28 protein-coding genes are annotated in these 26,476 nt (G+C 65.3%); 20 read left to right on the top strand and 8 right to left on the bottom strand.

Annotated elements, in window-relative coordinates; all coding sequences use genetic code 11:
* Positions 1–44 precede the first annotated feature (44 nt).
* The 4 genes from ACP69V_RS15795 to ACP69V_RS15780 are packed head-to-tail and all read left to right on the top strand — an operon-like array spanning position 45 to position 3,022.
* Positions 45–800, top strand: a complete 756-nt coding sequence (locus ACP69V_RS15795; protein WP_426024695.1) for a TylF/MycF/NovP-related O-methyltransferase — start codon at positions 45–47, stop codon at positions 798–800.
* Positions 797–1,390, top strand: a complete 594-nt coding sequence (locus ACP69V_RS15790) for a GNAT family N-acetyltransferase (protein WP_426024694.1) — start codon at positions 797–799, stop codon at positions 1,388–1,390. The genes ACP69V_RS15795 and ACP69V_RS15790 overlap by 4 nt, the downstream gene beginning before the upstream one ends.
* Entirely contained in the window at positions 1,387–2,355 is a 969-nt protein-coding gene (locus ACP69V_RS15785; protein WP_426024693.1) for an ATP-grasp domain-containing protein, read from the top strand. The genes ACP69V_RS15790 and ACP69V_RS15785 overlap by 4 nt, the downstream gene beginning before the upstream one ends.
* On the top strand, positions 2,339–3,022 hold the full coding sequence (locus ACP69V_RS15780) for an HAD family hydrolase (RefSeq protein WP_426024692.1): 684 nt from the start codon (positions 2,339–2,341) through the stop codon (positions 3,020–3,022). The genes ACP69V_RS15785 and ACP69V_RS15780 overlap by 17 nt, the downstream gene beginning before the upstream one ends.
* 77 nt (positions 3,023–3,099) lie before the next feature.
* Here ACP69V_RS15780 and ACP69V_RS15775 read toward each other — a convergent pair whose 3' ends face one another.
* The 7 genes from ACP69V_RS15775 to ACP69V_RS15745 form a co-directional block, all read right to left on the bottom strand.
* Positions 3,100–3,261 carry a hypothetical protein gene (locus tag ACP69V_RS15775; RefSeq protein WP_346497429.1) on the bottom strand — a complete coding sequence of 54 codons (162 nt, stop codon included), beginning with the start codon at positions 3,259–3,261 and terminating at the stop codon, positions 3,100–3,102.
* Positions 3,262–3,410: 149 nt separating this feature from the next.
* Positions 3,411–5,324: a TonB-dependent receptor gene (locus ACP69V_RS15770; RefSeq protein ID WP_426024691.1), complete on the bottom strand. Its 1,914-nt coding sequence runs from the start codon at positions 5,322–5,324 to the stop codon at positions 3,411–3,413.
* Positions 5,325–5,600: 276 nt separating this feature from the next.
* A complete protein-coding gene (locus tag ACP69V_RS15765) occupies positions 5,601–7,472 on the bottom strand; it encodes a response regulator (RefSeq protein WP_426024690.1) in 1,872 nt (623 codons plus the stop codon).
* Positions 7,473–7,621: 149 nt separating this feature from the next.
* Positions 7,622–7,987, bottom strand: a complete 366-nt coding sequence (locus tag ACP69V_RS15760; protein ID WP_426024689.1) for a hypothetical protein — start codon at positions 7,985–7,987, stop codon at positions 7,622–7,624.
* 224 nt (positions 7,988–8,211) lie between these two features.
* Positions 8,212–9,372, bottom strand: coding sequence for a tyrosine-type recombinase/integrase (locus ACP69V_RS15755; protein WP_426024688.1), 1,161 nt, complete (start codon positions 9,370–9,372; stop codon positions 8,212–8,214).
* Positions 9,373–9,384: 12 nt separating this feature from the next.
* Positions 9,385–9,723 carry a MerR family transcriptional regulator gene (locus ACP69V_RS15750; RefSeq protein ID WP_426024687.1) on the bottom strand — a complete coding sequence of 113 codons (339 nt, stop codon included), beginning with the start codon at positions 9,721–9,723 and terminating at the stop codon, positions 9,385–9,387.
* A 2-nt stretch (positions 9,724–9,725) separates the two neighbouring features.
* The gene (locus ACP69V_RS15745) at positions 9,726–10,151 is read right to left on the bottom strand and encodes a hypothetical protein (protein WP_426024686.1); all 426 of its coding nucleotides are present in this window, start codon (positions 10,149–10,151) and stop codon (positions 9,726–9,728) included.
* Here ACP69V_RS15745 and ACP69V_RS15740 point away from each other — a divergent pair.
* The 12 genes from ACP69V_RS15740 to ACP69V_RS15685 all read left to right on the top strand — a co-directional run bounded on the left by ACP69V_RS15740 (position 10,135) and on the right by ACP69V_RS15685 (position 21,809).
* Positions 10,135–10,965, top strand: a complete 831-nt coding sequence (locus tag ACP69V_RS15740; protein ID WP_426024685.1) for a hypothetical protein — start codon at positions 10,135–10,137, stop codon at positions 10,963–10,965. The two genes, ACP69V_RS15745 and ACP69V_RS15740, sit on opposite strands and share 17 nt — an antisense overlap.
* Entirely contained in the window at positions 10,962–11,423 is a 462-nt protein-coding gene (locus ACP69V_RS15735) for a hypothetical protein (protein WP_426024684.1), read from the top strand. The genes ACP69V_RS15740 and ACP69V_RS15735 overlap by 4 nt, the downstream gene beginning before the upstream one ends.
* A gap of 209 nt (positions 11,424–11,632) precedes the next feature.
* The gene (locus tag ACP69V_RS15730) at positions 11,633–11,806 is read left to right on the top strand and encodes a hypothetical protein (protein WP_426024683.1); all 174 of its coding nucleotides are present in this window, start codon (positions 11,633–11,635) and stop codon (positions 11,804–11,806) included.
* A 3-nt stretch (positions 11,807–11,809) separates the two neighbouring features.
* On the top strand, positions 11,810–14,152 hold the full coding sequence (locus ACP69V_RS15725) for a hypothetical protein (RefSeq protein WP_426024682.1): 2,343 nt from the start codon (positions 11,810–11,812) through the stop codon (positions 14,150–14,152).
* Positions 14,152–14,823 carry a hypothetical protein gene (locus tag ACP69V_RS15720; protein WP_426024681.1) on the top strand — a complete coding sequence of 224 codons (672 nt, stop codon included), beginning with the start codon at positions 14,152–14,154 and terminating at the stop codon, positions 14,821–14,823. The genes ACP69V_RS15725 and ACP69V_RS15720 overlap by 1 nt, the downstream gene beginning before the upstream one ends.
* Positions 14,824–14,841: 18 nt before the next feature.
* On the top strand, positions 14,842–15,483 hold the full coding sequence (locus tag ACP69V_RS15715) for a hypothetical protein (protein WP_426024680.1): 642 nt from the start codon (positions 14,842–14,844) through the stop codon (positions 15,481–15,483).
* Positions 15,480–15,875 carry a DUF6950 family protein gene (locus ACP69V_RS15710; RefSeq protein ID WP_426024679.1) on the top strand — a complete coding sequence of 132 codons (396 nt, stop codon included), beginning with the start codon at positions 15,480–15,482 and terminating at the stop codon, positions 15,873–15,875. Before ACP69V_RS15715 ends, ACP69V_RS15710 begins: the two co-directional genes overlap by 4 nt.
* Positions 15,876–15,877: 2 nt before the next feature.
* Positions 15,878–18,817: a phage tail protein gene (locus tag ACP69V_RS15705; RefSeq protein WP_426024678.1), complete on the top strand. Its 2,940-nt coding sequence runs from the start codon at positions 15,878–15,880 to the stop codon at positions 18,815–18,817.
* A 1-nt stretch (position 18,818) separates the two neighbouring features.
* Complete coding sequence (locus ACP69V_RS15700; RefSeq protein ID WP_426024677.1) at positions 18,819–19,067, top strand: hypothetical protein; 249 nt, start codon at positions 18,819–18,821, stop codon at positions 19,065–19,067.
* Positions 19,060–20,895, top strand: coding sequence for a hypothetical protein (locus tag ACP69V_RS15695; RefSeq protein ID WP_426024676.1), 1,836 nt, complete (start codon positions 19,060–19,062; stop codon positions 20,893–20,895). The genes ACP69V_RS15700 and ACP69V_RS15695 overlap by 8 nt, the downstream gene beginning before the upstream one ends.
* 133 nt (positions 20,896–21,028) lie before the next feature.
* Entirely contained in the window at positions 21,029–21,430 is a 402-nt protein-coding gene (locus ACP69V_RS15690; RefSeq protein ID WP_426024675.1) for a hypothetical protein, read from the top strand.
* A gap of 1 nt (position 21,431) precedes the next feature.
* Positions 21,432–21,809 carry a hypothetical protein gene (locus ACP69V_RS15685; RefSeq protein WP_426024674.1) on the top strand — a complete coding sequence of 126 codons (378 nt, stop codon included), beginning with the start codon at positions 21,432–21,434 and terminating at the stop codon, positions 21,807–21,809.
* A 232-nt stretch (positions 21,810–22,041) separates the two neighbouring features.
* Here ACP69V_RS15685 and ACP69V_RS15680 read toward each other — a convergent pair whose 3' ends face one another.
* A complete protein-coding gene (locus tag ACP69V_RS15680; protein ID WP_426024673.1) occupies positions 22,042–22,230 on the bottom strand; it encodes a hypothetical protein in 189 nt (62 codons plus the stop codon).
* A 68-nt stretch (positions 22,231–22,298) separates the two neighbouring features.
* On the opposite strand from ACP69V_RS15680, the gene ACP69V_RS15675 reads away from it, so the two are divergent.
* The 4 genes from ACP69V_RS15675 to ACP69V_RS15660 all read left to right on the top strand — a co-directional run bounded on the left by ACP69V_RS15675 (position 22,299) and on the right by ACP69V_RS15660 (position 26,424).
* Entirely contained in the window at positions 22,299–22,883 is a 585-nt protein-coding gene (locus ACP69V_RS15675; RefSeq protein WP_426024672.1) for a hypothetical protein, read from the top strand.
* 1 nt (position 22,884) lies between these two features.
* A complete protein-coding gene (locus ACP69V_RS15670) occupies positions 22,885–23,583 on the top strand; it encodes a hypothetical protein (RefSeq protein WP_426024671.1) in 699 nt (232 codons plus the stop codon).
* Positions 23,584–23,624: 41 nt separating this feature from the next.
* Entirely contained in the window at positions 23,625–24,872 is a 1,248-nt protein-coding gene (locus ACP69V_RS15665; RefSeq protein ID WP_426024670.1) for a hypothetical protein, read from the top strand.
* A gap of 301 nt (positions 24,873–25,173) precedes the next feature.
* Positions 25,174–26,424, top strand: a complete 1,251-nt coding sequence (locus ACP69V_RS15660) for a hypothetical protein (protein WP_426024669.1) — start codon at positions 25,174–25,176, stop codon at positions 26,422–26,424.
* Positions 26,425–26,476: the final 52 nt, after the last annotated feature.

The raw sequence follows: 26,476 nt of genomic DNA, 5'->3' as shown, positions 1-26,476 counted from the left end.
GATCACGTGATTCCTGCACCGGCGACCAAACAGCGAGACAAGGCATGACGGACGAGCGCGCCATTCGGACCCTTGTCGGATCGACGCAGGGCGAAACCGAACGCAAACAGGCGATGGTGGAGCGGCTGAGGGCGTCGCGCGTGCCGGACCGGGAGCTGCTCGACAATATGGGGCTCTACCTGACTCGTCAGACCCTCTCGCGGATCAACTTCATGCAGCAGCTCTACGCCAGCATCCTGCCCGTGCATGGGGTGATCATGGAGTTCGGCGTGCGGTGGGGGCAGAACATGGCCCTGATGTCCAATCTGCGCGGCATCCACGAGCCTTATAATTACAATCGCAAGATCATCGGCTTCGACACCTTCGATGGCTTTCCCTCCGTCGCGCCTCAGGACGGCGAGGGGGCGAAGGCGGGCGATTACGGCGTCGCGGAAAACTGGATGCAGGAGTTGGAAGACATCCTCGCCTTCCACACGCTCAACGCCCCGATCCCCCACAAGGTCAAGCACGAGCTCGTCGCCGGGGACGCTTCCGCGACCCTGCCGGCCTATCTGGAAAAACACCCCGAGACGATCATCGCCTTGGCCTATTTCGACTTCGACCTCTACACGCCGACGCGTGATTGCCTGAAGGCCATCCTGCCGCACCTGACCAAGGGCAGCGTGCTCGCCTTCGACGAGCTGAACATGCCCGAATTCCCCGGCGAGACGCTGGCGGTGAAGGAGGTTCTGAATCTGTCGCGCTATGCGATCCGACGCGATCCGTCCAACCCGCTCGCGTCCTGGATGGTCGTGGAATGACCCAAGGGGCCGGTCCCTATCGCGTCATGTCGAACCGGCCGGTCCTGAGCGAAGGAGCGGTCGTCGTCCGTGCGGTGGAACCCGAACATATCGAGCCCATCCGGTGTTGGCGAAACGCGCAGATCGACGTGCTGCGCCAGTCGCGCCCAATCACCGCCGAAGAACAGGTCGCCTATTTCGAGCGCGTGGTCTGGCCGGACAAGGGTTTGGATCGCCCCGCCAACATTCTGCTTGGACTGTTCGAGAACGGCCGGATGATCGGCTACGGCGGGCTTGTTCATATCGCCTGGGACTATGGGCGGGCGGAGGTGTCCTTCCTGCTCGCAACGGAGATCGCGCAAGACGACGTGGTGGTCTCGACCATGTTCGCGACCTGGCTTCGGCAGATGCAGGGGCTGGCCTTCGACGACCTGGGCCTGTCGCGATTGACGACCGAGACCTATGCGATGCGGACGCTGCACCTGCGCATTCTCGATGAGGCGGGCTTCCAGCGCGAAGGTCTGTTGCGCCAGCATGTCCGGGTGGGCGGACGGGCGATGGATGCGGTGGTCCACGGCTGTCTCGCATCCGACGTTGGTCGCCCCGGATGACCGGTGCCTTGGGATCCGTCCTCATGACGAGCGCAGGGAGCAAGATCCCGCTGCTGCGCGCCCTGCGCGACGCGGCCCGGCGCATCGATTCCGACGCGACCATCGTCGCGGGCGACAGCGACCCCGACGCCGCCAGCCGCTACCTGGCCGACAGCTTCTGGCGGATGCCGCAACTGGAGGCGCTGGACGTCGAAACCATCGTTTCGGAGTGCGCGCGGCGCGATGTCCGCACCATCCTGCCCACCCGCGACGGGGAGCTCGCCTTCTGGGCGAGGGCCAGACCAGTGCTGGAAGCCGCCGGGGTTTCCGTGATCGTCTCGCGTCCCGACAGCGTCGCGCTCTGCCTGGACAAGCTCGCTTTCGCGGAATGGGGCGAGGCCGCAGGGTTGCCGGTCATCCCTGCGGCGCGAGAGCCGGAGACCTTCCCCAATGCCTCCCTCGTGGTGAAGGAGCGGTTCGGCGCCGGCTCCCGGTCCATCGGCATCGGCCTGTCGCCCGCCGATGCACGGCGACACGCGACCGGTCTCGCCGATCCGCTGTTCCAGCCGCTCGTTACAGGCGCCGAAATCAGCATAGACGCCTGGCTGACGTCGGCCGGCGCGGTGCATGGGCTGGTCCTGCGCCGGCGCGACCGTGTCGTGAACGGAGAAAGTCAGACAACGACCACCTTCCGCAACGCCCGGCTGGAGGCGCAGGCGGCCGATTTCCTCGGGCGGCTCGATCTGTCGGGTCCGGTGGTCATGCAGGCGATCGTCACGGAGGCGGGCATTGCCGTCATAGAGGTGAACGTCCGGTTCGGCGGGGCCTCCACGGCCTCCCTCTCGGTGGGTCTGGACATGCTTTACTGGTCGCTGTTTGAACGCGCGCGGCCCGGCGCGCCGCCGCCCGCTTTCGATCGGCGGCAGGGAGAAATCCGGCAGGTCCGCGTCGCAGAGGATATCGTGATCCGTGATCCTGATCTTTGACCTCGACGACACCCTGTATGACGAGAGCCGGTTCGTCGATGGCGGCCTGAAGGCCGTCGCCCGTCACGGCGAGGTCAACTGGGGGTGGGACGCCGTCGAATCCCTGGACAGGCTGCGCGACATCCTGGCGCGAGAGGGGCGCGGCAAGGTCTTCGATCAATGGCTCCAAGGTCATGACGCCTGGTCGCGCGGTCGCGTGCGCGACTGCGTCAGGGCCTACCGAAATCACAGCCCCGACATCGCGCTGTTTCCGGCCGGGCGGCGCATGGTCGACAGATATGGCGCGCGGGGCCCCCTTTATCTCGTCACCGATGGCCACAAGATCGTCCAGCGCAACAAGGTGGATGCGCTCGCCCTCTGGCCCGACTTCCAGCGGATATTCATCACCCATCGTTTCGGCGTCGCCGCCGCCAAGCCCTCGACACACTGTTTCGAGCGCATCAGGGCCGAGACCGGCTGCGCGTGGCCTGACATGGTCTATGTCGGAGACAATCCGGCCAAGGACTTCGTCAATCTCAATCCGCTCGGGGTGCTGACCGTGCGGGTCCTGACCGGCGCCCATAAGGACACTCAGGCCCTGCCCAGCCACGACGCGCTAATCACCATCCCCGATCTCGACGCCCTGCCGGATGCGCTCGCCACACGGTTTCCAGAGGCCGGGATCTGAGCCTGACCCAGGCGCATCTGAAACCCGAACGCGACAAGGGGGATCGGCGTTTGGGTCGCGTGGAGACCGACCGACGACTAAATGCCGCCGCTGCGGGTCACGACCACCGCAATCAGGGCAAGGCAGACAACAGCTGCAATGCCGATGGCGAGGGCGGTGATGCGGAACGCGCCCCGCGTCGACCTGTCCGGGCGGTCTTCGTATCCGATGGGGGTCTTGCGGGGCTCTTTGTCGGTCATGGGAGGCTCAACGCCTTGGAGACCAAGACGTTCGATCAGGATCTGAGGTTGGGAGAGCCGAAGGCGCCGGTAGGTCGGCTGATATCGTGGGAAGCAAAAAGGGGCGGCGTCATCGACGCCGCCCCTTCATCCACCTCTATGCCTCAGGATCAGAAGCGGTAGGCGACGCCCACACGCAGGTTGCGGCCCGGCAGGGGGGCGATGTCCTTGAGGAAGGACACGTGCTCGCGCGCTTCCTCGTCGGTCAGGTTCCGCGCCTCGGCGAACAGGGTCACGTTGCGCTGGGCGAACGGGCGCACCGCCACCGAGGCGTTGACCAGGGTGTAGTCGTCGGTCGGAAGCTCGAATTCGTTGGCCACACGGTCCTGTTCGCCGACATGGCGAACCTCGCCGCTGACGTCGAACATGGTGGAGGTCCATGCCAGGCGGCCGGTCAGGGAGTAGGGCGGAATCCGTGCGGCGGGACCGAAATCGGTCTGGGCGTGGACGTAGTCGGCCGACCCTTCCAGCGACAGTTTGCGATCACCCTCCTGCCACAGGGCGTAGGCGCCCTCCAGTTCGAAGCCATAGAATTTCGCGTCGGTCTGAGTGAACTGATAGACGGGAAACTCTTCGTTCTCTTCCTCGAACAGGAAGGTCTCGCCTGTCGCGCGCTCGTCGATGAAGCCGTCGTACCAGGAGTGATAGACGTGCAGATCGCCGGTGAAACGACCGCGGTCGTAGTGGGCGGTGGCCTCCAGCGTGTTGACCTTTTCGGTGTCCAGCGTCAGGTCGCCTTTCTCATAGGCGGCGGTGGCGATGTGGACGCCGTCGGCGTAGAGTTCGACCTCGCTGGGCGCGCGTTCATTGTGCGCCAGGCTGAGCCCCAGGAAGAGCCCCGGGGCCGGGCGGATGAAGGCGGCGATCGAGGCGGACAGGTTGTCGAACTCGCGGTTTACCTCGCTGGTCCCGCCGATAGGCGTGGCGCTCAGTTCACGTCGGTCATAGCGCAAGCCGCCTTCGAAACCGTGATTTCCCCGGTCCAGACGCTGCACCGTGTAAATCCCCAGTTCATTGATATCGACGGTCGGGACGAAGGCTTCTTCGCCGATGGCTTCGAAGTTGCGCGACAGGGTTTGAACGCCGACGGCGCCGTTCCAGCCGTTGCGCTCGCGCTGGACCAGGTCGGCGCGGCCTTCCCAGCCGTCGGAGTTGAAGATGGTGCCGGGCTCGCCGACGTCCTCGAACTCGGTGTGGGTATATTGGGCATGGCCGTAGGAGCCGCGAATGGCCGAGAACGGGCCGGCGTCGAACCGGTATTCGCCGCGCGCGTCCCAGCGTTCCTGGTTCAGCTTGATGAAGACGGATTCCTCGGCGACCGTGCCGTATTCGCTGTCGGTGTTCTTGTACGAGACGCCGGCAAAGCCCTTGTCGCCGATGTAGGATCCGCCGACGCCCCAGGCTTCCAGGTCGCTATAACTGTTGGGCTGGCTGCCGCCGTCGCCGCGCGCGATGCCTTCGGCGGCGGCGCTCCGAGCGGATATGGCCGGGGCCGGAATGTCGTAGTCGTCGCTCTTGCGCTTCACGCCATCGACGTTGAAGGCGAAATGACCGGCGCCGACCGTGACGCGGGCGAAGCCGCCGCGGCCGTCATCGACACTGGAGGCCTGGGTCGAGACGACGCCTGAGAGGCCGCCCTCGGGGATTTCGGTCGGGATGCGGTTGTCCAGAACATTGACCACGCCGCCGATGGCCGATCCGCCATAGATCAGGGTCGCGGGGCCGCGGATGATCTCGATGCGATTGGCTTCGGCCGGGTCAGTGGCGACCGCGTGGTCGGGCGAGACGGAGCTGGCGTCGATCAGGCCGATGCCGTTGGTCAGCACCTGCACGCGGGGTCCGCTGAGGCCTCGGATGACGGGACGGCTAGCGCCGGGGGCGAAGTCGGTGGAGCGGATGCCGGGACGGCCGTTGAGCAGGTCACCCAGCGAGGACGCCGGCGCGGTGGCCAAGGTTTGCTCGTCCAGAACGTCGGTGGCGATGACGGAGGCGCGCTGGCTGATGCCATAAGGGGCGGCGGTCACGATGACGTCGTCGAGCTTTGCGGGCTCGTTAATCGACTGGGCCGTCGCTCCCCCGGCAAGAATGGAGGAGCCGGCGGCTGCGAGGAGAAGAGAACGCGAAACGGGGGAGGAGCGCATGCGAGAAGCCTTCAGCAAGAGACGGCTTATGCGTTATGAGATAACATCACGTGCGGTCAACCCGTTGTCGTCTCCGTCTCTTTGACAGCGACGACCTGTGACGAATGGGTGACGCCGTGCAGGTCAGGGCCCAAGTCGCGAGCGCTCTCTCCCCGAACGTCAGGCGAAGGCGTCTCTCAAGGCCAGAACCGCCTGAATCTCGCTAAGCAGCAAGGCTGAGGTAAAGGGTTTGCCCATGTGTCGGTCTGCGCCGGCCTGGCGTGCGCCCGCGACATGTTCAGGCTGAGTGTTGGCGGTCAGCATGATGACGGGCGTCGGCGCCCGACCCTGGGCGCGCTCGGCCTGGCGGATGTGCGAAACGGCGGTGATGCCGTCCATGCGGGGCATCTGGATGTCCATCAGGATGACGTCGAACGGCTCGCGCTCGGCCGCCTCCAGCGCCTCGACGCCGTCCTCCGCCAAGGTGACGTCGGCCATCCCCTCCAGCATGATTTCGACGATACGCCGATTGGTCGGGTGATCGTCGGCGACCAGAACCCGCAGTCGCCCCTCAATGTTCGCGGCAGGATCGGCGGCCGTAGCCAGCGGTGCATCCAGCCAGAATATGGAGCCCCCTTCGGCGCGTTTTTCGGCATCGACCGCTCCGCCCAGGATGCGGGCGTTTTCTCGCGCCAAGGCCAAACCCAGGCCCATGCCGCCGAACTTGCGGGTCAAGGTGTCGTCCTGCTGACGGAAGGCGGCGAACAGGGCGTCCTTCGCCGCCGGATCGAAGCCGACGCCGGTGTCGATGCAGGCGAAACGCACCATACCGTCCGTGTGCGGATCGACGACAAGGCGGACTTCTCCAGAATCCGTGAATTTGACCGCATTGCTCAACAGTGGCGTCAGGACACGCTCGATCCCGTCGGGATCACCGACGAACGCGGTCTGCAGCGAAGGTGAGACCTCGATCGTAAGGGGCAGACGCTTCGCCTCCGCGGATCGCCGATGTGGCGCGACGATGCGTTCGACCAAGGCGACGAGATCGAAGGTCTCCATACGTTGCGCCGCCTCGGCGCCGTCCAGGCGCGCAATGGCCAGCAACTGCTGAAACCGTTCCTGCAGGGCGTTTGCCGAGGCGCGGATCATGGCCGTCACTTCGGCCAGACCCGGCGCTTCGGCGCGGCCAGCCAGCAGGTCGACACCGGCCATGACCCCGTTCAGGGGCGTACGGATTTCGTGACTGATGTTGCTGACGAAGGCGCTGCGGGCCTGGCCGGCCTGCTCGGCCTTCTCCAGCGCGTGATGCAGAGCATCGGCGTCGCGTTGCTTTTGCGTGATGTCCTGCGTCAGGCCGATCAGGTGACGCACCCCCTCGTCGTCATAGGTCGCGACCTTGGTCGAGGACAGGTAGCGCACCCCGCTGGGTGCGTGGTCCTCGTGCACCGCAGACTGTGACCCCATGCCCGGCGCGGCGTCGGCGGCCCATTCGGCAAAGGCGGCGGGCAGAACGTCGGCAGCCCTCAGCCCCGTCAGTCCTTCGAACTTGCCGAACAGTTTCTCGGCGGCGCGATTGGCCAGGATGTAACGCCCCGTCCGCGCGTCCTTGACGGTCAGGGCCAGCGGCAGAACGTCGATGACGGTGTTCAGGAAGGCGGCGGATTCCGTTTCGGCCGTGACGTCTTCCGCCTTGACCAGGAAGCGCACGATCCGTCCGACTTCGTCGCGCACCGCGCTGATTGTCGTGTCCAGATAGACGCCGGCGGAGTCTGCGGAGGGAAAGCGGGTGCGAAATGCGAAGGGCCGGCCGGCCTGGGCTTCCTTGATCCCGCGATCGATCGAAAAGCGACAATCTGCAGGCCAGGCGTCACTCCAGGCCATCGTGTGGGGGATGGGGTGATCGGGCTGAAAGCGTCGTGCCGCGACGTTGACGTGAACGATCCGCCCCTGCGGGTTCAACAACCAGATGTAGGCGGGCGAGGCGTCCACGATCTGGGCATGAAAAACGTCGCCGTCGCAAGACGAATCCATGTTTGCACCGAGGTCGATCAATCCAGGCCTCCTTTTCAGCCGTTCTGCTGAGCTTCACGGTTTAGAGGCAGGTGATGAAGTCGAAGTGAATCCGACAGCCGGGCGTTGCTTATGGTCTAGCTTAAGTACAATCCCGTAGACGACCCTTGAGCGGAGCTTAACCGTTGTCGTCAACCATGTGGCTCAGTGACATGGCCTGCGCCATGGGGGTGGGGACCGACGATGACGAAGCGACTGCTGATAGACGCCGCCCTCGTGGTGAAGAACGTCGGCGTCAGGGCGTTCAACCCGTCGGCGGTCGACAGCAGCTCCTGCGTGGTCTGCGCCACCGTGGTGATGTTCAGCGTCACGCCCAGCCGGTCCAGCGACTCGATCAGGCGTCCCACCATGTCGAGCGACCCTGCCAGGCGTCCGCCAGCGTCGGAAAATCGGCTTTCGATCAGGGCGCGCGCGGATTCCAGCTGCGCGCTGATGCCTGCGGAACCAGATATGACATGGGCTGCGGCGACCGCAGGGTGATGCGCTAATGTCTGCACGAACCATCTCATTCTGAGGGGTGACGGACAAAGCTTAGCGGGGACATGACAATCGAAGGTTAAACCGCCTGGATTTAGTCCTGCAGGCATGCGCCAGGCCGTCCCCGGACGCGCCTGATGTCACTTTCTAAGCCGTGCTGCGGCGGTTAGCCGACTAATCTCGAACGGCGGGAGAGAATGGCGCACCCGACAGGATTCGAACCTGTGACCCCTGCCTTCGGAGGTTATTTCTCAGCGCGTTTACGGCGTTGTTTCGTCGGGGAAAATTGGGCGTCCGGGTCAGGTGTTCCGGGACTATTCCGGGACTCCAGTTGCGCGCGCAGGCCGCTGTCCAGGGCGTGGGAATAGACCAATGTCGACTTGATGTCGGCGTGCCCGAGCAGCTTCTGCGTCAGCCGCAAGTCGCCGGTCTCGGCGAGGGTGGTGGTGCCGACATGGTGGCGCGTGCCGTGGATGATGCGGGGCTGGGTCAGGCCTGCACGCTTCGCCGCTGAGCGAAGGCGCACGGCGAGGCCAGACTTGGACACCTCGACCAGCCGATCACTGCCGTCGTCGTCGCGGCCTGCCGTCTCGAAGAGTATCGAGGGGAGGCCGGCAGCCTTGGCTCGGCCGGCGCGTGCCGCAATCTCGCGGGCGTCGTCGGCGCGAAGAGGGAGGTAGAGGGCACCGCGCTTGCGCTTGTTGATCGCCAGCACCGGCCCGCCTGGGGCGTCGGGGATGAAGGCCTCGGGCGGGAGGAAGGTCTCGCTGTAGCGCAGTCCGTAGGTCAGCAGCAGGCGCAGGACGAAGCGCGCCGTCGGGTCGCACTGATCGGACCAGGCCTTCTGCTGGTCGGCGCTGTAGAGCCGGATCTCGGTCTCCTTCTCCTTCAGCACGAGGGCCTTATAGTCGATGACCGGCAGGCCCTGGACCTCCCATACCTCGCGGGCGCGGTTCAGCACCCGCCGCAGGGGCCGCATGACGTCTGCGTTGACGGTGGCGTTCGACAGCGGCCAGCGCTTGGCCGGGCTGCCGGGCTTGTCCTTCCTGCGGACGGTGGTCTCGCCACGCCGCCGCTCGATGGCGCGGGCTATGACCTTGGTCGTGATCTTGTGGATGGGTGTGTTCGGCCCGACGAGGCGCACAGCGATCGCGAGGCGGTGCTCCAGCTGGTAGGCGCTTGCGCGGTGTTGACCGACCTCAGTCCACCATCGGCCGGCCGCCTGGTCCAGCGTCATGTCGGCGCCATCGTCGAGTGCGCCTGTCGCGGCCTGCAGGCGGATGCGGCGTTCGACAGCCTCGGCCGCGCGCTTGCCCTCGACGCCCGTCGAGCCGTGGAAGCGGCGGCCCTTGTATTGGAAATCGTAAGCCCAGAAGCGGCTGGTCTTGGGGAGATAGACGGTCATGTGCCTCGATCCCTAGCGCCGCGCCGTCACCTTGCGCTGGGTGAACGGCACCACCTTCAGCTGGCTGTTCCCTGTGGCGCGGGGCTTCGACTCCCGAGCCGGGGCGGCACCCTGCGTCAGGTAGTCCCGGATGTCACCCTCGGTATAGGCGCGCCAACGGCCGCCGCCACGACGCACCGCGCGGATCACGCCGTCGTCGGTCATGGCGCGCAGGCTCTTCTGGTCCACGCCGATAAGGCGGGCCGCTGCGCCGCAGGTCAGCACGCAGGTGTCGGCGAAGGCCGCCATCAAGCGGCGCTCGGTGGCGGGGCCGAGTTCTCCGGAATTTCCGGAATGCTGCACGGTGGTCATGGCTATGCTGCCTCTCGAATGGATAGGATGACCTGAAGCCCAGCCTCGTCGTTACCGCTGACGGCGTAGAGGCGCTGGCACAGGTCGAAGGGATCGATGCCCAGGTCGGACCAGAAGCGACCTTCGCCCTTCACGTCCCCCTGGATGCGGTGCTGTTCGGCAGAGAGGGGTGTGACCCATCTGTCGTCGGGCTTGCGCTGTCCGCCTGGGTGGGCCTTGCCGTGGACGGCCGAGGACAGGCGTAGGTGCGCGGCCTGGCAGCCATAGGCGAGCCGTCCGGTTTCGACGTAGGTGGCGACACACGGCAGACGCCGGATCCATGCGAGGTGGGCGCGGTCGATGATCCGGCCGCGTGAGGCCTTGCCGCCCTGGGCGCGGGTGGCGGTGACGTCGCGCTTACGATCGCGGGCGATGGAGCGCCTGGGCAACCCAGCCATCCGCAAGAATGTCCTCGATCCTACCCGCCCGCGCCCCGGCTTCGGCCGGTTGGGCGGCGAGCTGGTGGTGGACGCGGACACGCGTCAGCTCCCGCTGCTGCTGCGGGCGGGCATCGGTGCGCCGCTGGCGCCCGTGGCCAACGGATCCCTGTTCGACCACACTTTTGAGAGCGGCTCGAAAGAGGAGGTCTATTTCGATCTGGCCGTGAAGGTCGGGACCAACCTCGTCTACGTCTATGAGGGGCTGACCATCAGCCAGATCTCGACGCAGTTCACGGGCGAGAACACCCAGGACTTCAACCTCAACATCTCTTTGATGGGCCTGCGCAAGAAGAAGCTGACGGACTTCCCGGCGGGCACGCCGACCGTCGTCCCGGCTGAGGCGCCCATTCTGCGCGCGCTGTTCGAGGTCGATGACGTCGCCGCCGGCAACATGCTGTCCGGTTCGTTCAGCTTCAGCCGTCAGCTGCAGGAGGGCATCTACCTCAGCGAAACGCCGACGGTGTCCAGCCTTCGCCCGAACGCGACGCAGCACTCTGGCTCTGCGTCGTTCCGTGCGATCGGCGCGGTGTTCGACGACATGGAGGAAGGCGAGACTACCTTCGCCGCCGTGTTCCGTATGCTGGGTGTACAGGCTGGTCACCTGATCAAGCTGCGCCATCCCAAGGCGCTGCTGGCCCCCAGCCCCCTCCCGATCAACGGCGTTGGCCAGATCGAGCGCAGCATAAGCTGGTCCCCCTACCAGTCGGCCGAAGCCGCCGCTGCGCAGATCGTCATCACCAATGACGTGGCCGCGTACACATGAGCGTCCGCGTCGAGCTGAAGACGGGGCCGGTCACGAAGACGCTCCGCGCGCCCTATCACGACGTCACCATCACCGCGCGCCGTCTTCGCTCGACAGAGTGGGAGAGCGCCCAGGCGGCGGCGCAAGCGATCCTGCGCAACGACGCTGAACTGATCAACCTCCTATCCAAGCATGAGCTGCTGCCGGAAGGCGGCGTGCGCGGATGGAAACGCATGAAGGACAAGGATCCGGTCGGATACGCCTCCTTCCTGATCGGGATCGGCATGTGGCTCGCCGCCGTCGAGTGCGCCCTCATCGGCGTTGTCGAGTGGACAGGCATCGAACTGGCGAAAGACACGCCGGCCCCGATCGACCGCGAGGTGCTGGAAGTCCTGCTGCTGGACGAGGCTCTGAGCAATCAGATCATGACGGTCGTGACGGAGGCGGCGCGGCTGTTGATCGTCGAGGGGGAGGCCTAAGGGGCCTGGCCGCCTGGCTCTTCGGAGCCCGAGCGGACGGCATAGGCCCCGACCACTGCTTCAACTGCCAGAAGATCAGTTCGCCTTGTAGCCAGGGCGTCGCCGTTGAGGGCCGCCGCTGCCCTCGTTTTGAACATGCCCCACAAACCGTTGAAGCCGCTGCGGTCTGGGATGCCGTCCAGCGCGCCGGCGCATGGACTGGCGGCGGCATGACCCCGCGTCGCCTCGACCGCGCCGCGATCCGTGCCCGGCTAGAGCATCTGCCCGGTTGGATCATCGAGACGCTGCTTGACGCTTTCGAGCCCGCCGCCCTCAGCGCCATCGCCGCCGTTGAGAAGAAGCGTCAGCCCAAGAAGCCGGAGACGCCCGTCTCCGAGGAGTAGACCATGACCGACGCGACAGCAGGCCGAGGCGGCGTAGGTATTCGGCTGTTCGTCGCTGGGGATGAGGTCGTTCGTCGGACGTTCGGCCAGATCGGCGATAGCGGAAAGAAGATGTGGGCCGAGATCGCCCTCGGCGAGAAGGCGGCGAACCCGGCCATCAAGGGGTTGTCAGCCGCTTCCGGCGAAGCGCGCGGCGCCATTGAAGGTCTGGCCGGCCGGGCGGGATCGGCAGGGACAGCCCTTTCCGCGTTCGGCGCGACAGGTATGGCGGTCGCGGTGGCGCTGGGCGCGCTGGCCCTCGCCCTGATGCGGGTGCGCGAGGGCATGCAGTTCGCGGCCGACCTGACCGACGCCTCGGACAGGATAGGCGTCGGCGCTGAGGCGCTGCAGGAGTGGCGGTATGTCGCCGACGAGGCTGGCGTCTCGGTCGAGACCTTCCAGTCCAACCTCGAAAAACTGAACGGCCAGGTGGGCGCGTTCAAGGCGGGGATCGGCGACGCCAAGCTCAAGCCGATCTTCGAAGAGTTGGGCATCACGAAAGACCAGCTGTCGAACGTCAACGACGCCGGCGACATGATGATGATCCTCGCCGACACCCTCGGCCAGGTCAAAGACCGAGCTGTGCAGGTGCGCCTGGCGCGCGGCCTGGGCGTCGAGGACTCCCTGCCCATCCTTCGTCTCGGCTCCGACGAAATCCGCCGCCTGTCGGCGGATGCCCGCGACCTGGGCCTCGTCATGAAGGACGATGTCCGCGAAGGGCTGGACGAAGCCGACCGCGTGCTGGAGCGGGCGCAGCAGCGCATCAACATGGAACTGCGCGTCGCTGTCTCGGGTCTGGCCGACGACTTCGCCAGCCTGATTACCGTCGTCGCCGATTTGATCGGCTGGTTGGGCAAACTGAATAGCGTCAAGATCAGCGTTGATCTTCCTGGCCGCGCGCTTTCGGACGTTGTCAGCGACAAGGTCCGGGGACGCACCGCGGCAGAAGGTAACGCCGCGCGGGACGCAGGGCTCTACACGATGCCCGGCTGGCTGAAGTGGATGGGCCTTGGCGCAGACCGGCGCCGCCAACTGGATGCTTCGTTCGGCGATCAAATGGCAGGCGCGGCCGACTTCGCGACTGGCGCTGCGTCTGGCGGCTTCGACCCCAGGGGCCATTCGACCGGTGGCGGCGGCGGCAATGCAGCGCGTCAGGCTGAGCGAGAAGCGGAGCAACGCCGTCAGCGCGACGAGCGCGCACGGCAGATGCAGGACCGTGCGGAGCGGGAACTGGACACCGCGTGGAACCGCGGCGGTCACATGCAGACCATCGGCGCCCGTGCCGGCAACGCGATCACCGCGCTGGAGCGTGAGCGCGAGACCCGGTTGAGGGAGATCGCCTCGGCCGAGGAAGAATACATCCGCTCGAAAGGGCTTCGCGGCCTCACAAAGGCCGAGGCCGATCTGATGCGCGCCAAGGCCGAAGAGCTAAACTCGGTCGAGCAATCTCTGGTCACCGACCGGGAAAAGCGCGAGCTGGCCGAGCGGCGCCTCAAGGACGACGAAGAAGCAGCAAAGGCCGCGAACGACCTGCTGGATATCGACGCCAAGATGGCGAAGACGCAGGGCGAACGCTACCGGATCGAACGCGAGATCCTCCTGGCCACCATCGAAATCGCCCGCAAGCGAAAGGCGGCGGAACTTCAGAACGACCCTGAGATTGCGGATGACGAGGAGCGGGCGCGCCGCATGGCGACCTGGAACCGTGGCGCCTCTCGGCAGGTCGAACTGTTCGACCATCAGGAGACCGAACGGCTCCGGGCCCAGTTCAAGTCCTACGGCAATGAAGTCGTGCAGGCGATCCAGGACGGACGCATCGGCGAGTACATCGGCGATCAGCTAAAGCAACGGCTGCTCGATGGCGCCCTCGACCAGCTGTTCAATATGTTCTCGAAGGCCGGTTCCGCGAGTGGCGGGGGTGGCGGATGGGTCAGCACGGCCGTCAACTTCGTGTCGTCGATGTTCGGCGGCGGCCGTGCCGCCGGGGGCAAGACCGAGAAGGGCGAGTTCTACTCGACCGTCGAGCACGGCCGGCCAGAGCTTTTCATGCTGGGCGGTCAAGGTCACGTCGTCGGCGCCGTAGAGACGGCGCGCCTGCTGCGCGAACAGATGGGCGAAACGGCATCGGGGAGCGGCGTCGGTGGTGACGCCCTGTCGATTTCAATGCCCGTCTCCATCCATGCGCCTGGCGCCGACAGCGCGGCGCTCAGCCGGGTTGAGCGCAAGATCGAGCAGCTTCGCAAGGACATGCCGAACATGGTCGTGCGCACCGTTCAGGACGCCAAGCAGCGTCGGATCGTTCCCTGATGGCCATCTCCTTTCCACGCGAGATGCCGAACGTCGGCGTGATCACTCAGGGGTTTGACCCGCGCCGCGTCGATTATCAGTCGCCGAACGTCGATGGCATGGTCGCCTCGGTCACGGCCGGCGCGCCGCTCTGGGCCACGTCGGTCAACTTTGGCGATACCGATGAAGAGGAGTTCGCCATCTGGCGGGCCTTCATCGACAGCCTGCGTGGGGCGCAGCGGCCGTTCTATTGCGGCGACCTGAGCCGCCCCTATCCGAGAGCCTACGTCGGCGGGTTCACCGGCATGACGCGGGCCGGCGGCGGGGCTTTCGCCGGCGCGGCTTCGTCGTGGACGGTCAATGCGGACCGCGACACCGTCACCCTCAACGGCCTGCCCGCTAGCTTCAAGCTGGGTATCGGCGACTACATCATGTGGCGCTGGGTCACGGGCGGCGAGCAGCGCCGCGCGCTGGGCCGCGCGATCGAGGACGTGACGGGGAGTAACGGCGGTTCGCTGTCGATCGCATTCGAAATCCCTCTGCCGACGCTGGTCCCGGCCGGCGCCGTCGCCGACCTGGCCAATCCGAAGTGCATCATGAAGCAGCGCACCGAAGAGACGAAAGTCGGTGAGATCGACGCCCTGCATGAGGGACGCGGCACCTTCGTCGCGGTCCAAGACCTCCGCATTTAACCGCGCGCGGGAGACGGCATGAAATCCTTCAGCGCAGAAGCCAAAGCCGCCCTGGCCAGCGGCGACAACATCGTGTCCGGCGCAGTGCAGATCGGGGTTGATGATCCGATCTTCCTGTGGGGCGGCCATGGCAACCTAGTCATCGGGTCAGATGTCTATTCCGGCGTCGGTGACAGAGCGCTGGTCACGATCTCTGGCGGATCAATCGGCGACGCGGAGGCAGGGGCCCAGCTTGAGCTGAGCGGCGTGGACCTGACCGTCGCCGGGCAGCTGGACATCGCCTCCCTGCGCAACAAGCCATGCGTTATCTGGCGGCTCATCTTCAATGGCACGGGCGCTCGCCTGCTGCAGGCTTCCGTCTTTCTCCGCGGTCGGATCGACAGCGCCAGCTCCGAGGATGTGCCGGCAGGGACGGCGACTATCACAATAGGCGTCGAGGGTTCGATCCGCGGTCTAGGCCGCCGTTCGGAACGCATGCACAGCGACGCCGACCAGCGCCTGATCAAGAGCACCGACGGCGGGTTCAAGCGCATCGCCTATGCGGGCGAGAAGACCATCCTCTGGGGCGGCAAGCCCCCGCAGCGGACCGGCGCCGCGCTGAACGCCCAGTCCTTCTCCCTGGGCGGCGTCCTCAACATCGTGGCGAGCCAGCAGCAATGACCTATGCCCCGCATCGCCTGATCGAGTTTCTAGAGGCGCGCGAGGACTGGGCCTTTGGCTACGGGCCTGAGCCCCGAACCCACGACTGCGCCCGGTTCGCCGGCGCAGGTGTCGAAGCCGCCTTCGGCGTGAACCCCTTGAAGGCGTTCAGCAGCCAGTGGACCACTCGGCGCGGCGCGCGGCGCGTGCTCGCCCGCCACGGCGGGATGGCGGCGGCCGTGTCTGAAGTCATGACACCGATTGATGTGACCCAGGCGACGCGCGGCTGCGTCGGCATGACGGCCGAGAACCAGCTGGTTCTGGTCGAAGGGGATCAAATCGTAGGGCTTGATCCGGTTCAGGGCTATGCGCGCCTGCCGCGCGCCATGGCGATCCGAGCCTGGACCGTCTGACCATGCGTTGCATCAGTGTCCTTCTGGCCGCGCTGGCCGCTCTGCTGGCGTCGGCCGCGCCGTCCTGCGCCGACCCGATCACCATCACCGTCAGCGCCACGGTCTTCAAGGCGATCTCGGCCGCCGCCGTCTTCATCAACACCCTGACCGCGACCCTGGCCGTCAACGCCCTCACTCGGGTGCTGGGGCTGAACAAGCAGCCCATCGCCGAGCGTCAGGCCAGTGTGACGACCCTGTCGATGGGCGAGGGTCCGCGCGAGGCGCTCTTCGGAATCGTCTGCACTGGCGGCTGGCTGATCGACGGCTTCAACCACGGCGGCAAATACAAGACCGACTGGGCGACCCGCTGCGTGGGCGTCGCCGACCATTTCTGCGATGGCGTCGCCGGCTACTATGTCGATGGCGTCTACTATGCGTGGACAGGATCAGGCGTCCAGCCGGGCTTCGGCGGCGCTCTGATCATCGACTTCGTCAACGCTTCGGCAGAGGGCACGGCCCCGCCGACGCGCATCCTCGCAGCCTCGGCCGAAGCCATGGCGCCGGCCACGGCCGACTGGACGGCGCAGGACGTGCTGGCGAGCGTGGCGCACTTCTGGGTGTCGACGAAGTTCGATGACAAGATCTGGACGCAGGGCCACCCCACGATCCAGTTCGTGATGCGGGGCCTGCGCCTCTACGATCCGCGCAAGGATGCCCAGCTCGGCTACACCGGACCGAACCCTCACGTCTGGGCCGATCCGTCCACCCACCAGTTCTCGCGCAACGCAGTCGTGGGCGCCTACAACTACCGGCGCGGCATCTTCGCAACGGGTCGCCATGGCCAGTCGCAGCACCTGCTGGTGGGGCGCGGGCTATCGGCCATCGAGGCGCCGCCCGACCGGATCATCGCCGCCGCCAACGTCTGCGACGAGCCGGTGCTGGGCCGCATCCGTTACGCCGCCGATGGCCTCGTCTATTCCAATCAGCCTTTCGTCGAGGTCGAAGGTCTGTTCGCCTCGGCCTGCGCCGGCATCGTCGTCCAGCGCGAAGGCGGCGTAGAAATCGAACCGGGCCAGGCCAAGGCGGTCGTGGTCACGATCCGCGACGGTGACCCCGTCGATGGAGAGCCTGAGACCTACTCGCCCTTTCTGCCCGACACGGACGGCGGTCGGATCAACACCGTCGTGCCTCGCTACGTCGAGCCCGCCCAAAACTGGAAGGATCACTCAGGCACGGTCCGCCGCTCGCTCACCGACATCGCGACCGACGGCGGTCCCCGCGAGCTGACGCTGGCCCTGCCCATGGTCACCGTCGCCGAGCAGGCGGATGCCTGCGCGCTGATCGCGCAGCGCAAAGCCCGGTTGGAGAAGCGCGCCAGCCTGGTCCTGCCGCCGCAGTATGCCGAGTTGGAAGAGGGCGACTGGATCGCCCGCCAGAGCAATCGCCGCTTCAACGGCGGCACGGTGCGATATCGGATCGTCAGCTGGTCGCTCGATGAGATGTGGCGGCAGCACCTTGCCCTGGAGGAGATCGCCTCCTCCGTCTACGGCCAGGAAGACCCCGATCCTGGCCAGGCTCAGGTTCCGCCGTCGCCGCAAGTGATCGACGCGCTGGCGCTGACGGGCGTGATCGTCGAGGGCATCATGCTGCCGGGCGAACATTCGGCCGTTCCGGCGATCAGGTTCCGGTGGGACGTTCCTCTTGATGCCGCGATTGGCGGCCTCCGCGCCGAGGTCCGGGTCAACAATACGACCGAGATCGCGCCGACGCGGATCGACGAACCGGGCGCCGGTCTGGCCATCGTCACCAACGGCGTCGCCGCCGGTCAGCTGCTGCAGGCGCGTCTTGTCCCCATCGGCGCACCGCACCGTCCGGTCGCGCCGTCGGCCTGGGCTGACGTGGCGACAGGCGAACTGATCGCTGGCGACCTTGCGCCTGGTGCACCGACGGCAGTCCTCGCCGCCCAGCACACCGACCTGATCGCGGCCGAGATGCTGAGGGGCGCGCTCTATCGAAGCTACACGGACGGCCTTCTGCATCTGGACGGTCACCCCGTCGCGACCCTCTTCCAGTCCCTTTCTGATCAGGTTATCAACGATCTGGGCAGCTTTGCCGGCACGCTCAACCTGTTGGGCGCCAAGAACCAAGCGGGGACCGGGTTCATCATCGCCGCCGACCAGGTCTTCTTGCCGGCGACGGACGGTGGTGGCGAGGTGACCTCGCTGCGCGGGCTGCAACTGACCACGGCGGCGAACACCCAATCGATCCAGCAGATATTCACGCTGACGGACGGGTTCGCGGAATCCAAGACGCTCCTGGTCGTCAACGATGTCGTCACCGGCATCGTCAACCAGAACGACGGCAGTATCGGGTCGCTTCAGTTTCAGGCCGACGTCTTCGCCTTCGTCGATCCCAACGGCGGTCACCGTGTCGTGCCCTTCAGCTACGGCGTGGACAATGTCCTGCGCCTCACCAACACGATCATCCACGGCGATCTGATCGTCACCGGGACGCTGACCAACAAGGCATTGGTGAAGAACACCATCGTCGGATACGCCGTCGCTTCGACCACGGGCATCGTCTCTCTTGCCGGCGTGACGCCGACGTTGGTCCAGCAGGTCTGGATTGAGGTTCAGGGGGACGACACGCCCGTCGATCTCATGTTCGTCGGGCTGATCCTGATGCTGCACAACCCGTCGGGCAGCTTCTCTGCGACGTTCGAGTTTCGGCGCTCGACCGATAGTGGCCCCGGCTCTCTGATCGCGCCACCCCGCACGATCAACGCGACGGGCGACACCTATGACTCCGTGGACGGCAGCCACGTCTTTGCGCTGACCGACACCCCTGGGAAGGGCCAGTGGCGCTACTTCGTCACCGCCCGGTCCAGCACCAGCAACATGACCATTCAGACGATCTCGGACCCTTACATGAAGGCCGTCGAGTTCAGAAACAACGAGGTCTGACATGATCTTCCAGATCGTCGAGACGGCGTCCGGCATCGTTCGCACGACCGTCTCTGCGCCATCGGATGAGATCGCGCGTCGCTACCTTGAGGAGGGGCAACACCTCTTCAGGGGCGGCCCGCTGGCCCTGGACCGCAACCGCCTCATGGTCGTGGATGGCGTCCTAGTGCAGCGGCCCTATGTGGGGCCTGCGCCTGACGACGTGCTTCAGGGTGATGGTGAGACGCTTCAGGCCGTCGCTCGTGGTTAGCCCCGTCGACGCCCTGGCCTTCGGCGCGCTGGTCGCTGAGGGGCAAGGCACGCTCGTCAAGATCGGCGACGCCATCAACGGGTATTACGGCTGGGCGGCCGGCACCGCGACGGGCGGCCCGAACGGCGACGGCTACTATCCGCTCCCTGCGCCTGGTGCCCCCGGCTACCTGCTGGTCCCGTCACCGGCCAAGATCGCGGCTATCGCGGCCGAGGGCGGCGCGCCATCGACGCAGCTGACGGCGGACGCGGTCAACGCCTTGACGGCGGCCAGTTCGTCGGACGGCAAGGAATGGTATCCGGCGGTCTCCCCTGACGGGGCGCTGCGTCGCTATCGGCCGGAGATGTTCGCTGCACGCCGGACGGCCGACCTTCAGCCGCTCAGCCAACTGGTCGGCAACGAGCTGCTGCCGGCGCTGACGGAGGCCGGGCCGAACGGCCTTGAGCGCCGCATCGCGCTGAACGAGATCCACCGCAAGTTCACTGGCGTGATCAATCCGAAGATGCCGCCCTATAACTGCAAGGGTGACTGCCAAATCTCGGAGAAGGGCAGCACCGCCGTCGGCTCCAACGTCATCACTCTGGTCGAGCCGATGTTCCGGGCCGAGGACGTCGGCAAGCTGATCTACGTCACCAACAACGCCACCTCGAACGCGAACTACCAATCGACGATCACGGAGGTGATCAGTTCGACCCAAGCCCGTTGCGGCGCCAACTTCGTCTCCAATCGAAATCAAAACGTCCAGGTCGTCTGGGGCACCGACGACACCGTCGGCATGAAGGCGGCGATCGAGGCGGCGCGGTCGCGCGGGACCTATGTCTATGGCGGCGTCGTGATGCTGCCGCCCGGCATGTATCTGACCGAGCCGCTGACCTACCCCGCCCGTATCGCCATCAAGGGTGCGGGCCGGCGTCAGTCCTTGCTGGTGCGCAAGCCGTGGCCGCCGTCGGTGACGGCCGACACCTGGCACATGCGTCAGGAGAACGTGCTCTGCGACTTCAACGTCTTCCAGGACTGGGGCCTTCACGGGCTGAAGTATCAGCAGAACAAGGGGGGCGGAGGCCTTCAGTTCTTCTCGGTCCCATCCAATCAGCAGACGGCGCAGGTGGACCCCTATCCGTTCTGGTCACACATGCTGATCACGGATCACACCTACCACGGCCTTGAGACGTTCTATCGGCACTCGGGGGACATCACGATGATGGAAATCGTGGGCTGCTTCGGCACCGGATGGCGGAACTACAGCTACGACGTAAACGTCGTGAATATGTTGAGCCTGGGCCACTGGGGGCCGGGCGCTGAGCTGGCCTCTGGCGGCTGCAACATAAACAACCTGAAGTGCAGCTTCAACGGCGTGAACGGCTACTTCCTGCCGGCGGATGAGGGCAACGCCAACCTGGTCGTCAGCGGCGCGGGCAACAACATCACCAACGCCCGCCTGCAGGAGTCGCTCGGCTCCAGCCTGGTCGTCACCGGCTACAACAACAACTTCGGTGACGTGTCGCTGGAAGACGCGGGCTGCATCGCCTTCGAGCACGGGACGGGCACGCCGCCCACACTGCGCGCTCAGCTCTACCTGAAGGGTGCGGCCTGCGTCGGCAACGTCTTCAACAACGTCCGCTATGGCCGCGCCGTCCACGAAAACGGCGACCACATGACCCATGCCGTCTTTCTGTCGGGCAACGCCAGCAGCAATAAGGGCCGCCTCTGGGAACGTCCTGGCTCCAACTATGACGTGACCATGGTCGGCACCAGCAGCTCTGGCGGCGTCGGTGCGACCAACAAGATGTTCATCGACGAAGTGCCGATCCAGTCCCTCGCGGCCTGATCATGCGTCCGCTCGTGTCGGCTGCCCCAGTAACCCCGGCGTGGAGTATCGCCTTATGCCTGAAGAGATCACGGCGCCCCTGGCGTCGCCGGGCGTCATCACGGCGATCCTTACCGGCCTGGGGATGGGGAGCGTGCTGACCGCCCTGGTCAGCCGGCCATCCAGGCGGGCCGTCGCCGCCACGGCATCAAAGGATGAGGCGACGGGCGAAGCGGCGGTAATCGGGGCGCTTGCGAGCGCCTTCACGAGCACCACGGCCGCGCTGCAGGAAGAGTGCGAACGCATGCAGGCCATGCTGAACGACTTCCGGGCCAAGCTCGCGGAAGCCGAAGCGGAGGGCCGCGCCGCCCTTGCGCGGGAGGTCGTGAAGGATCGGCTGATCGCGGATCAGAAGGCCCAACTCGAAATCGCCCACAATGACGTCGTCCGCCTGCGTGGCGAGCGAGACGCCGCCCTTGAGGCGTCCATCCAGAAAGAAGGCGAGATCCGGCAGCTCAAGGCCGTGATCGAAGCTCATGCCCGCGTCGGAGGTTGAGATGAGCGACCCTATCGCCACAGAGGCCATGAGCGCCGTGGCAGCCGCCGTCACCGGCCCTGGCACACCCGACGCCGCCACGGTCGTCGCCAAGCCCGCGCCTTGGGCTGTGTGGGCGCTGGCGCTGGCAGGTCCGGCCCTGTCCCTGATGGTCGCCTGGATCATCATGCTGATCGGCGGGCCGCCGGCATGGCGCTGGCTGGGCCTCCCGATCTGGCCCGAAGCTGTCGCCGAGCGTCGCGTTGAAGCCCTCGCCGGCATCGGCCTAGCCCTGATCGCGATCCTTGGCGTCGTCGTGTTCCGCCTCGCCTCGGGCGGTCTGAAGCGGGTGGAGGCCCGCGCTGGCCCGGCCGGTCTGACGGTCGAGACGGGCGACTGACAAACCGGGTTCGTCGCGCTGACTTTTCAGTGGCGCGACAAATGGGTGAGCAGGAAGGCGAGCGCGACCGCCCCAGCCGTGGGCGTCGCGATGATCAGTGCTCGTCGCATCCGGTGCGCGGCGTAGAGCAGATTTCCAAACATTCGCCAGCCTCCTTCTGAGATCAATGAACGGTGTTCTTCATAACGCGCTCCTTGCCTACGCGGCCATTAACCTTTTCGCGAGCGCAAGATCACCAGCCCTTAGTGACCCGCCGGAAACGGGTAAGGGATCGGCGAAAGAACTCGGCTTCCTCGCGGGCGATGTTCTCGTTAGCGCTCTTTCCAGTCGCGGCTTGAAGGCCCTCCTCGTCGAGCACCGCCCAATCCCATGCTCCTGGGGCGGCCTGCTTCAGCTGCACCGCAAAACCCACATCGCTCATCGTCTGCCCCTGTCCCGATTTCGGAAAGTCAGGATCAGCGTCGCAATAACCTCGCCAACGGAGACGCCATGTCGCCCGCCGCCCTCAAGCGCGCCCTCGATCCTGCCTATATCGGTGCGCCGTTCGCTCAGCCCTTCCAGTTCTTCGACGGCGACGTGTCCACGCCCATGGACCTGATGGGCCGAACCGTGGTGCTTTTCCTTGATCGGCAGGGCCTGCCTGACGCCCACCACGAAATCGCCGGCGTGATCCAGACGGATGGCCGGGTACTGTTCCCGGTCGCTGACACCTCGGCCTGGATCAAGGGCGACTACTCGCTAGAGGTCCGCCTCGATGGCGCGTCGGTCGTGGTCGGACGGATCGGCGTGGCGAAGGGCGCGGGCGCGAGCGGCTCGGACATGGTCGGCGCGGCTCAGCCGCCGACCGCCCCCGGCGTCGTCATCGCGGGATCGGGCGTCGTCCAGGTCGTCAGCGTGGCGCCCAGCGCCGCGACGGACCCTTCGGCCATCATCTTGCCCCCCGACCTGTCGGCCGCACTGGGCGGCTCGGAAACCCTCGCTGACGCCCTGCTGTGGCTCGCGCTGAACGGCGGCGGTCCCCTTCCTCCCTCACCCTTCTGGTCAACCAACCCCGGCCTCCTTGGAGTCATGTAAGATGCTGTCGATCACAAACCCCGGCGCCGGCGCAGCGCTTAAGTCCGACGCCACGAACGACGTCCACATCGTTCATCACCGCGACGCTGACCGTGACGCGCTGCTGGCGGCATTGGCACAGTTGGATCCCGATGCCGGTCTTGCGGCCATAGTCGCGGCCTTGGGTGGAAAGGCAACCGATGCTGGCCTGGCGGCGGTTGTCGCAGCTTTGGGCGACACTCTTTCCGTTTCCGCCGACGCCCTCCCGCTCCCATCTGGTGCGGCTACCCAGGCCACGCTGGCGTCGATCCTTGCCAAGATCATCACCGCCCCAGCAACCGAGGCAAAGCAGGACGCGCTGATCGGCTTCGTGGACGGCATCGAGACTGCGCTTGCGGCCGTGCTGGCGAAGATCATCGCGGCCCCCGCATCCGAGGCCAAACAGGACACGATCGTCAGTCACGTCGATGGTATCGAGGGATTGCTGACCAGCCTTTTGGCCCAGCTGCGCTCGCCCACCTCTCACATCGCGATCACGGCCGGCGCGGGTGCCATTGCTGGCGGGCCGGTCCGCCGTTTGGTGATCGGGGGCCCAGGAACGGTCACGGTAACGGCTGGCGGCGTGAGCGCCCAATATACCGTTGTCGCTGGCCAGACGCTGGACCTTGCGGCGACCCACGTTACCGCCGCGACCGCAACCGGCATCGTGGGGCAGTTCTGATGCCCCGGCTTGGAGTTGGCGCGGGTCTGGGGCTGGCCGCGATGCAGATCGTCGCCGCGACGCCTCCGACGCTTCGGGATATTTCAACGTACTTTGTCGATTGGACGGGGGAGGAAGCGCCAAAGGGCGGTGTTCAGCCAGATAGCTACAATCCCCAAGGCACGGACAACCGTTTTTTCCGAGTGTCTGCTACCTCATCTCAGCCAAGCTACACGCCGACCAAAGAGGGCAAACTTACCTCAACATCCCTGACAACCAGCACTGTGCGGCGCTCGGATCGCGGGGCTTGGGTAGAAAGCCAGATCGGTTCGGGCGACAACCCCATTTTGTGGACGCGCGACCTGACGCAAGCGCCTTGGGTGAAGACGGGTTGCACCGTCTTCAAGGACCAGCCCGGCCGCGTTATCCCGGCCGTGGCCAATGCTGCCTCCCGTGTCGTCGTTGGCGCCGACGGGGCGACGGTGCTTCAGGCCACCACCCGCGCTATTGCCAACCCGTTTAGCTTCGCCTTCGACATGCGGCGTATCAGCGGCACGGGAACGGCGGAATACACCGTGGACGGGGGCGCGACGTGGGTTCTGATCGCGCCGGACGCCATCATGCGCCCATTCTTCATGCCTCAGCGCGCTGGTCTTCTTGACCCCGTGGTGGGCTTCCGTTTCGGGACGGCCGGCGATCAGTTCGAGATCGACATGGTGCGCGGGTCGAAGTTCGCATATCCGCATACGCCCCTGATCCAGACCAGCTCGACGGCTGTTCAATGGTTCGACCGCTATACATCGGGAATCGCTGGCGGCACGAACGGTGCCTACTCGTCTGGCATGATGGAGTTCATCCGGGATAACGTCGAATGGGGCGTTTACGCGGAATGGAATACCGCCAAGACCGGCGCGGCTTTCAATGTCTTCGGGCTGTTGCTGGCGGTCCAGGCTGACGGCCGAGTGACCTGCGAAACCAAAGGGTCGGGCGGTAGCGTGACGACCGCCGCAGGTGCCGCGCGAACATCAGTCACTCAGCACCTCGAAAAGAACAATCGTGTGCTGGTCTGGACGGTGGGGACGACCACCTATCTGTGCGTCAATGGCGGGAGCATCCTAGAATTTCCTGGCCGGACGTTGGGAACCTACACGGCACTCGACCATAAGGACCTCGGCGGTAACGGGTCCGGGACGCTGAACTTGGACGGCCCCATTTCGAGATGGGCCATCATTGGGCCGGGCCAGGTCTCCCAACTGGCACCGCTAGTCCAAGGGTTCACGACCCCTGTCGATTACGTTTCGCCTATCTAATAGGTCAAACACCGCCTGATCGCCGTCCCAGTCCGGATCGATATCTATGGTTGGCTCGGCCGGCCTAGTGGCGACGTAGGCGGCGGCAGCAAAGATGCCGATCAGCAGGGCGATGAAGGCGGCGGTTGCCATGTGGTCTCCGATTCCCAGCGCGGCCTAGCACCGTTATTCCGGGGTATCTAAAGCTAAGTTCGATTGCAACTAAGCGGCATAAAGGCGTCTCGCCCGCCATCTACAAACTTTGACAGCTAATCGATATGCTGTAGGCGCTTTCGCTAAGATGTTCAGGGCTGGAGCTCGCGTGAAGCAGAAGCGCCAACGGATCATCGGCATCGACATTTGCCGGTCGTTCGCGATCATCGCTGCAATGGGCAGCCATTCATTGGTCGCCTCTGGCGGCTTCGAGATGAATCACAACGCTGCAATGACGGCCCTGCGCTTCTTCATGCAGCTGTCGCCGCCCCTATTTATAGGCCTGTTTGGATCTATGCTTCAGATCGCATACAGGCCAAAATTTGCTAGTGGCGATTTCGATGCTGGAGTTTGTCAACTCCTCTCCCGAGCGGCGCAGTGCTACCTGCTATACGTGACCTGCATCGCGGTTCGTTTCGCAGTGGGCGATTTCTCACCGGGATATGCGCTCAGGTGCGTCTTTCTGATAGGTGTCACCCCGTTTGTTGATATTCTAAAGTTCTACGCGGTGATGTTGCTTGTGGCGCCGGCGGCGATTTTCATCGCGACCCGCTATCGCTTAGGTCTGGCCATGTTGATAGCGGTTTCGCTGCTGCCGCATCTTTCATATCCGCTGATGTCTAATCTGCCCTTGCCCCCTCCGGTGTTCGGGAAAGACTATCTTAGTTTCCCAGCCTCGTTCCTATACGGCGGAGCGCCGGGTGCCGGCGGCCCCTCGCTGTTGCACGGGTTCTTCTTCGTCTTCATCGGAATGCTGATTGGGCAACTCGCTGAAAAGTTGCTCAGCAGTGCGCCGGGAGAACCGCGACAGGCGCGACGAAGCCTATTGTTGATGCTGATCGTATCTGGCGGCATCTCGGTTGCGCTCTGGACCTGGCAAGATCCTTACGCCACGGTCCGTGCTATATCTGACATGTCGCTTCGCAATCATAATCATCCAACGTATTTCGCATTGGGCACTTTCGCGATGACGGCAGCCGCGTGGGTGGCCTTAGAGCTCTACGACCGTCGAGGAGCCACGTTTGGCAAGGGCGTGGTCTTTATTGGGTCGTCCAGCCTGTTCACGTTCTCCTTCGGCAACATGTTGCTCATAACGGCTCCCAAGTTCACTTTGAGTCCGGTGGGAAGCCTGCTGTACGGACTAGTGCTTCTGGTCGCTATCTTGTTGCTGAGTTGGTCGTTCCGCCGGATTTTGGAAATCGGTGCGCGCCACGACCTTGAGGGCCAACATGGGCTCGCTTGGCGCTTCTACCGTGCCCAGACCGGATTGGTGGCGGCTGTTCAGCGTCTGATTATCCCATTCGGTAAGTTCTACTCCTCCATTATGTCCGCCAGTCGCAGGCCGGAAGCGGCCGTTTGAAGTCCCTCACCCCCTCGTGAGGGCAAGGCGGCCAAGGCGCTGAAGCGTTGAT

The sequence above is a fragment of the Brevundimonas sp. PWP3-1b1 genome, assembly GCF_049896065.1.
In the GTDB taxonomy this organism is placed as follows: Bacteria; Pseudomonadota; Alphaproteobacteria; order Caulobacterales; family Caulobacteraceae; genus Brevundimonas; species Brevundimonas intermedia_B.
Note: the sequence above shows the minus strand (reverse complement) of the source record. Positions and strands in the feature narration are given on the sequence as shown.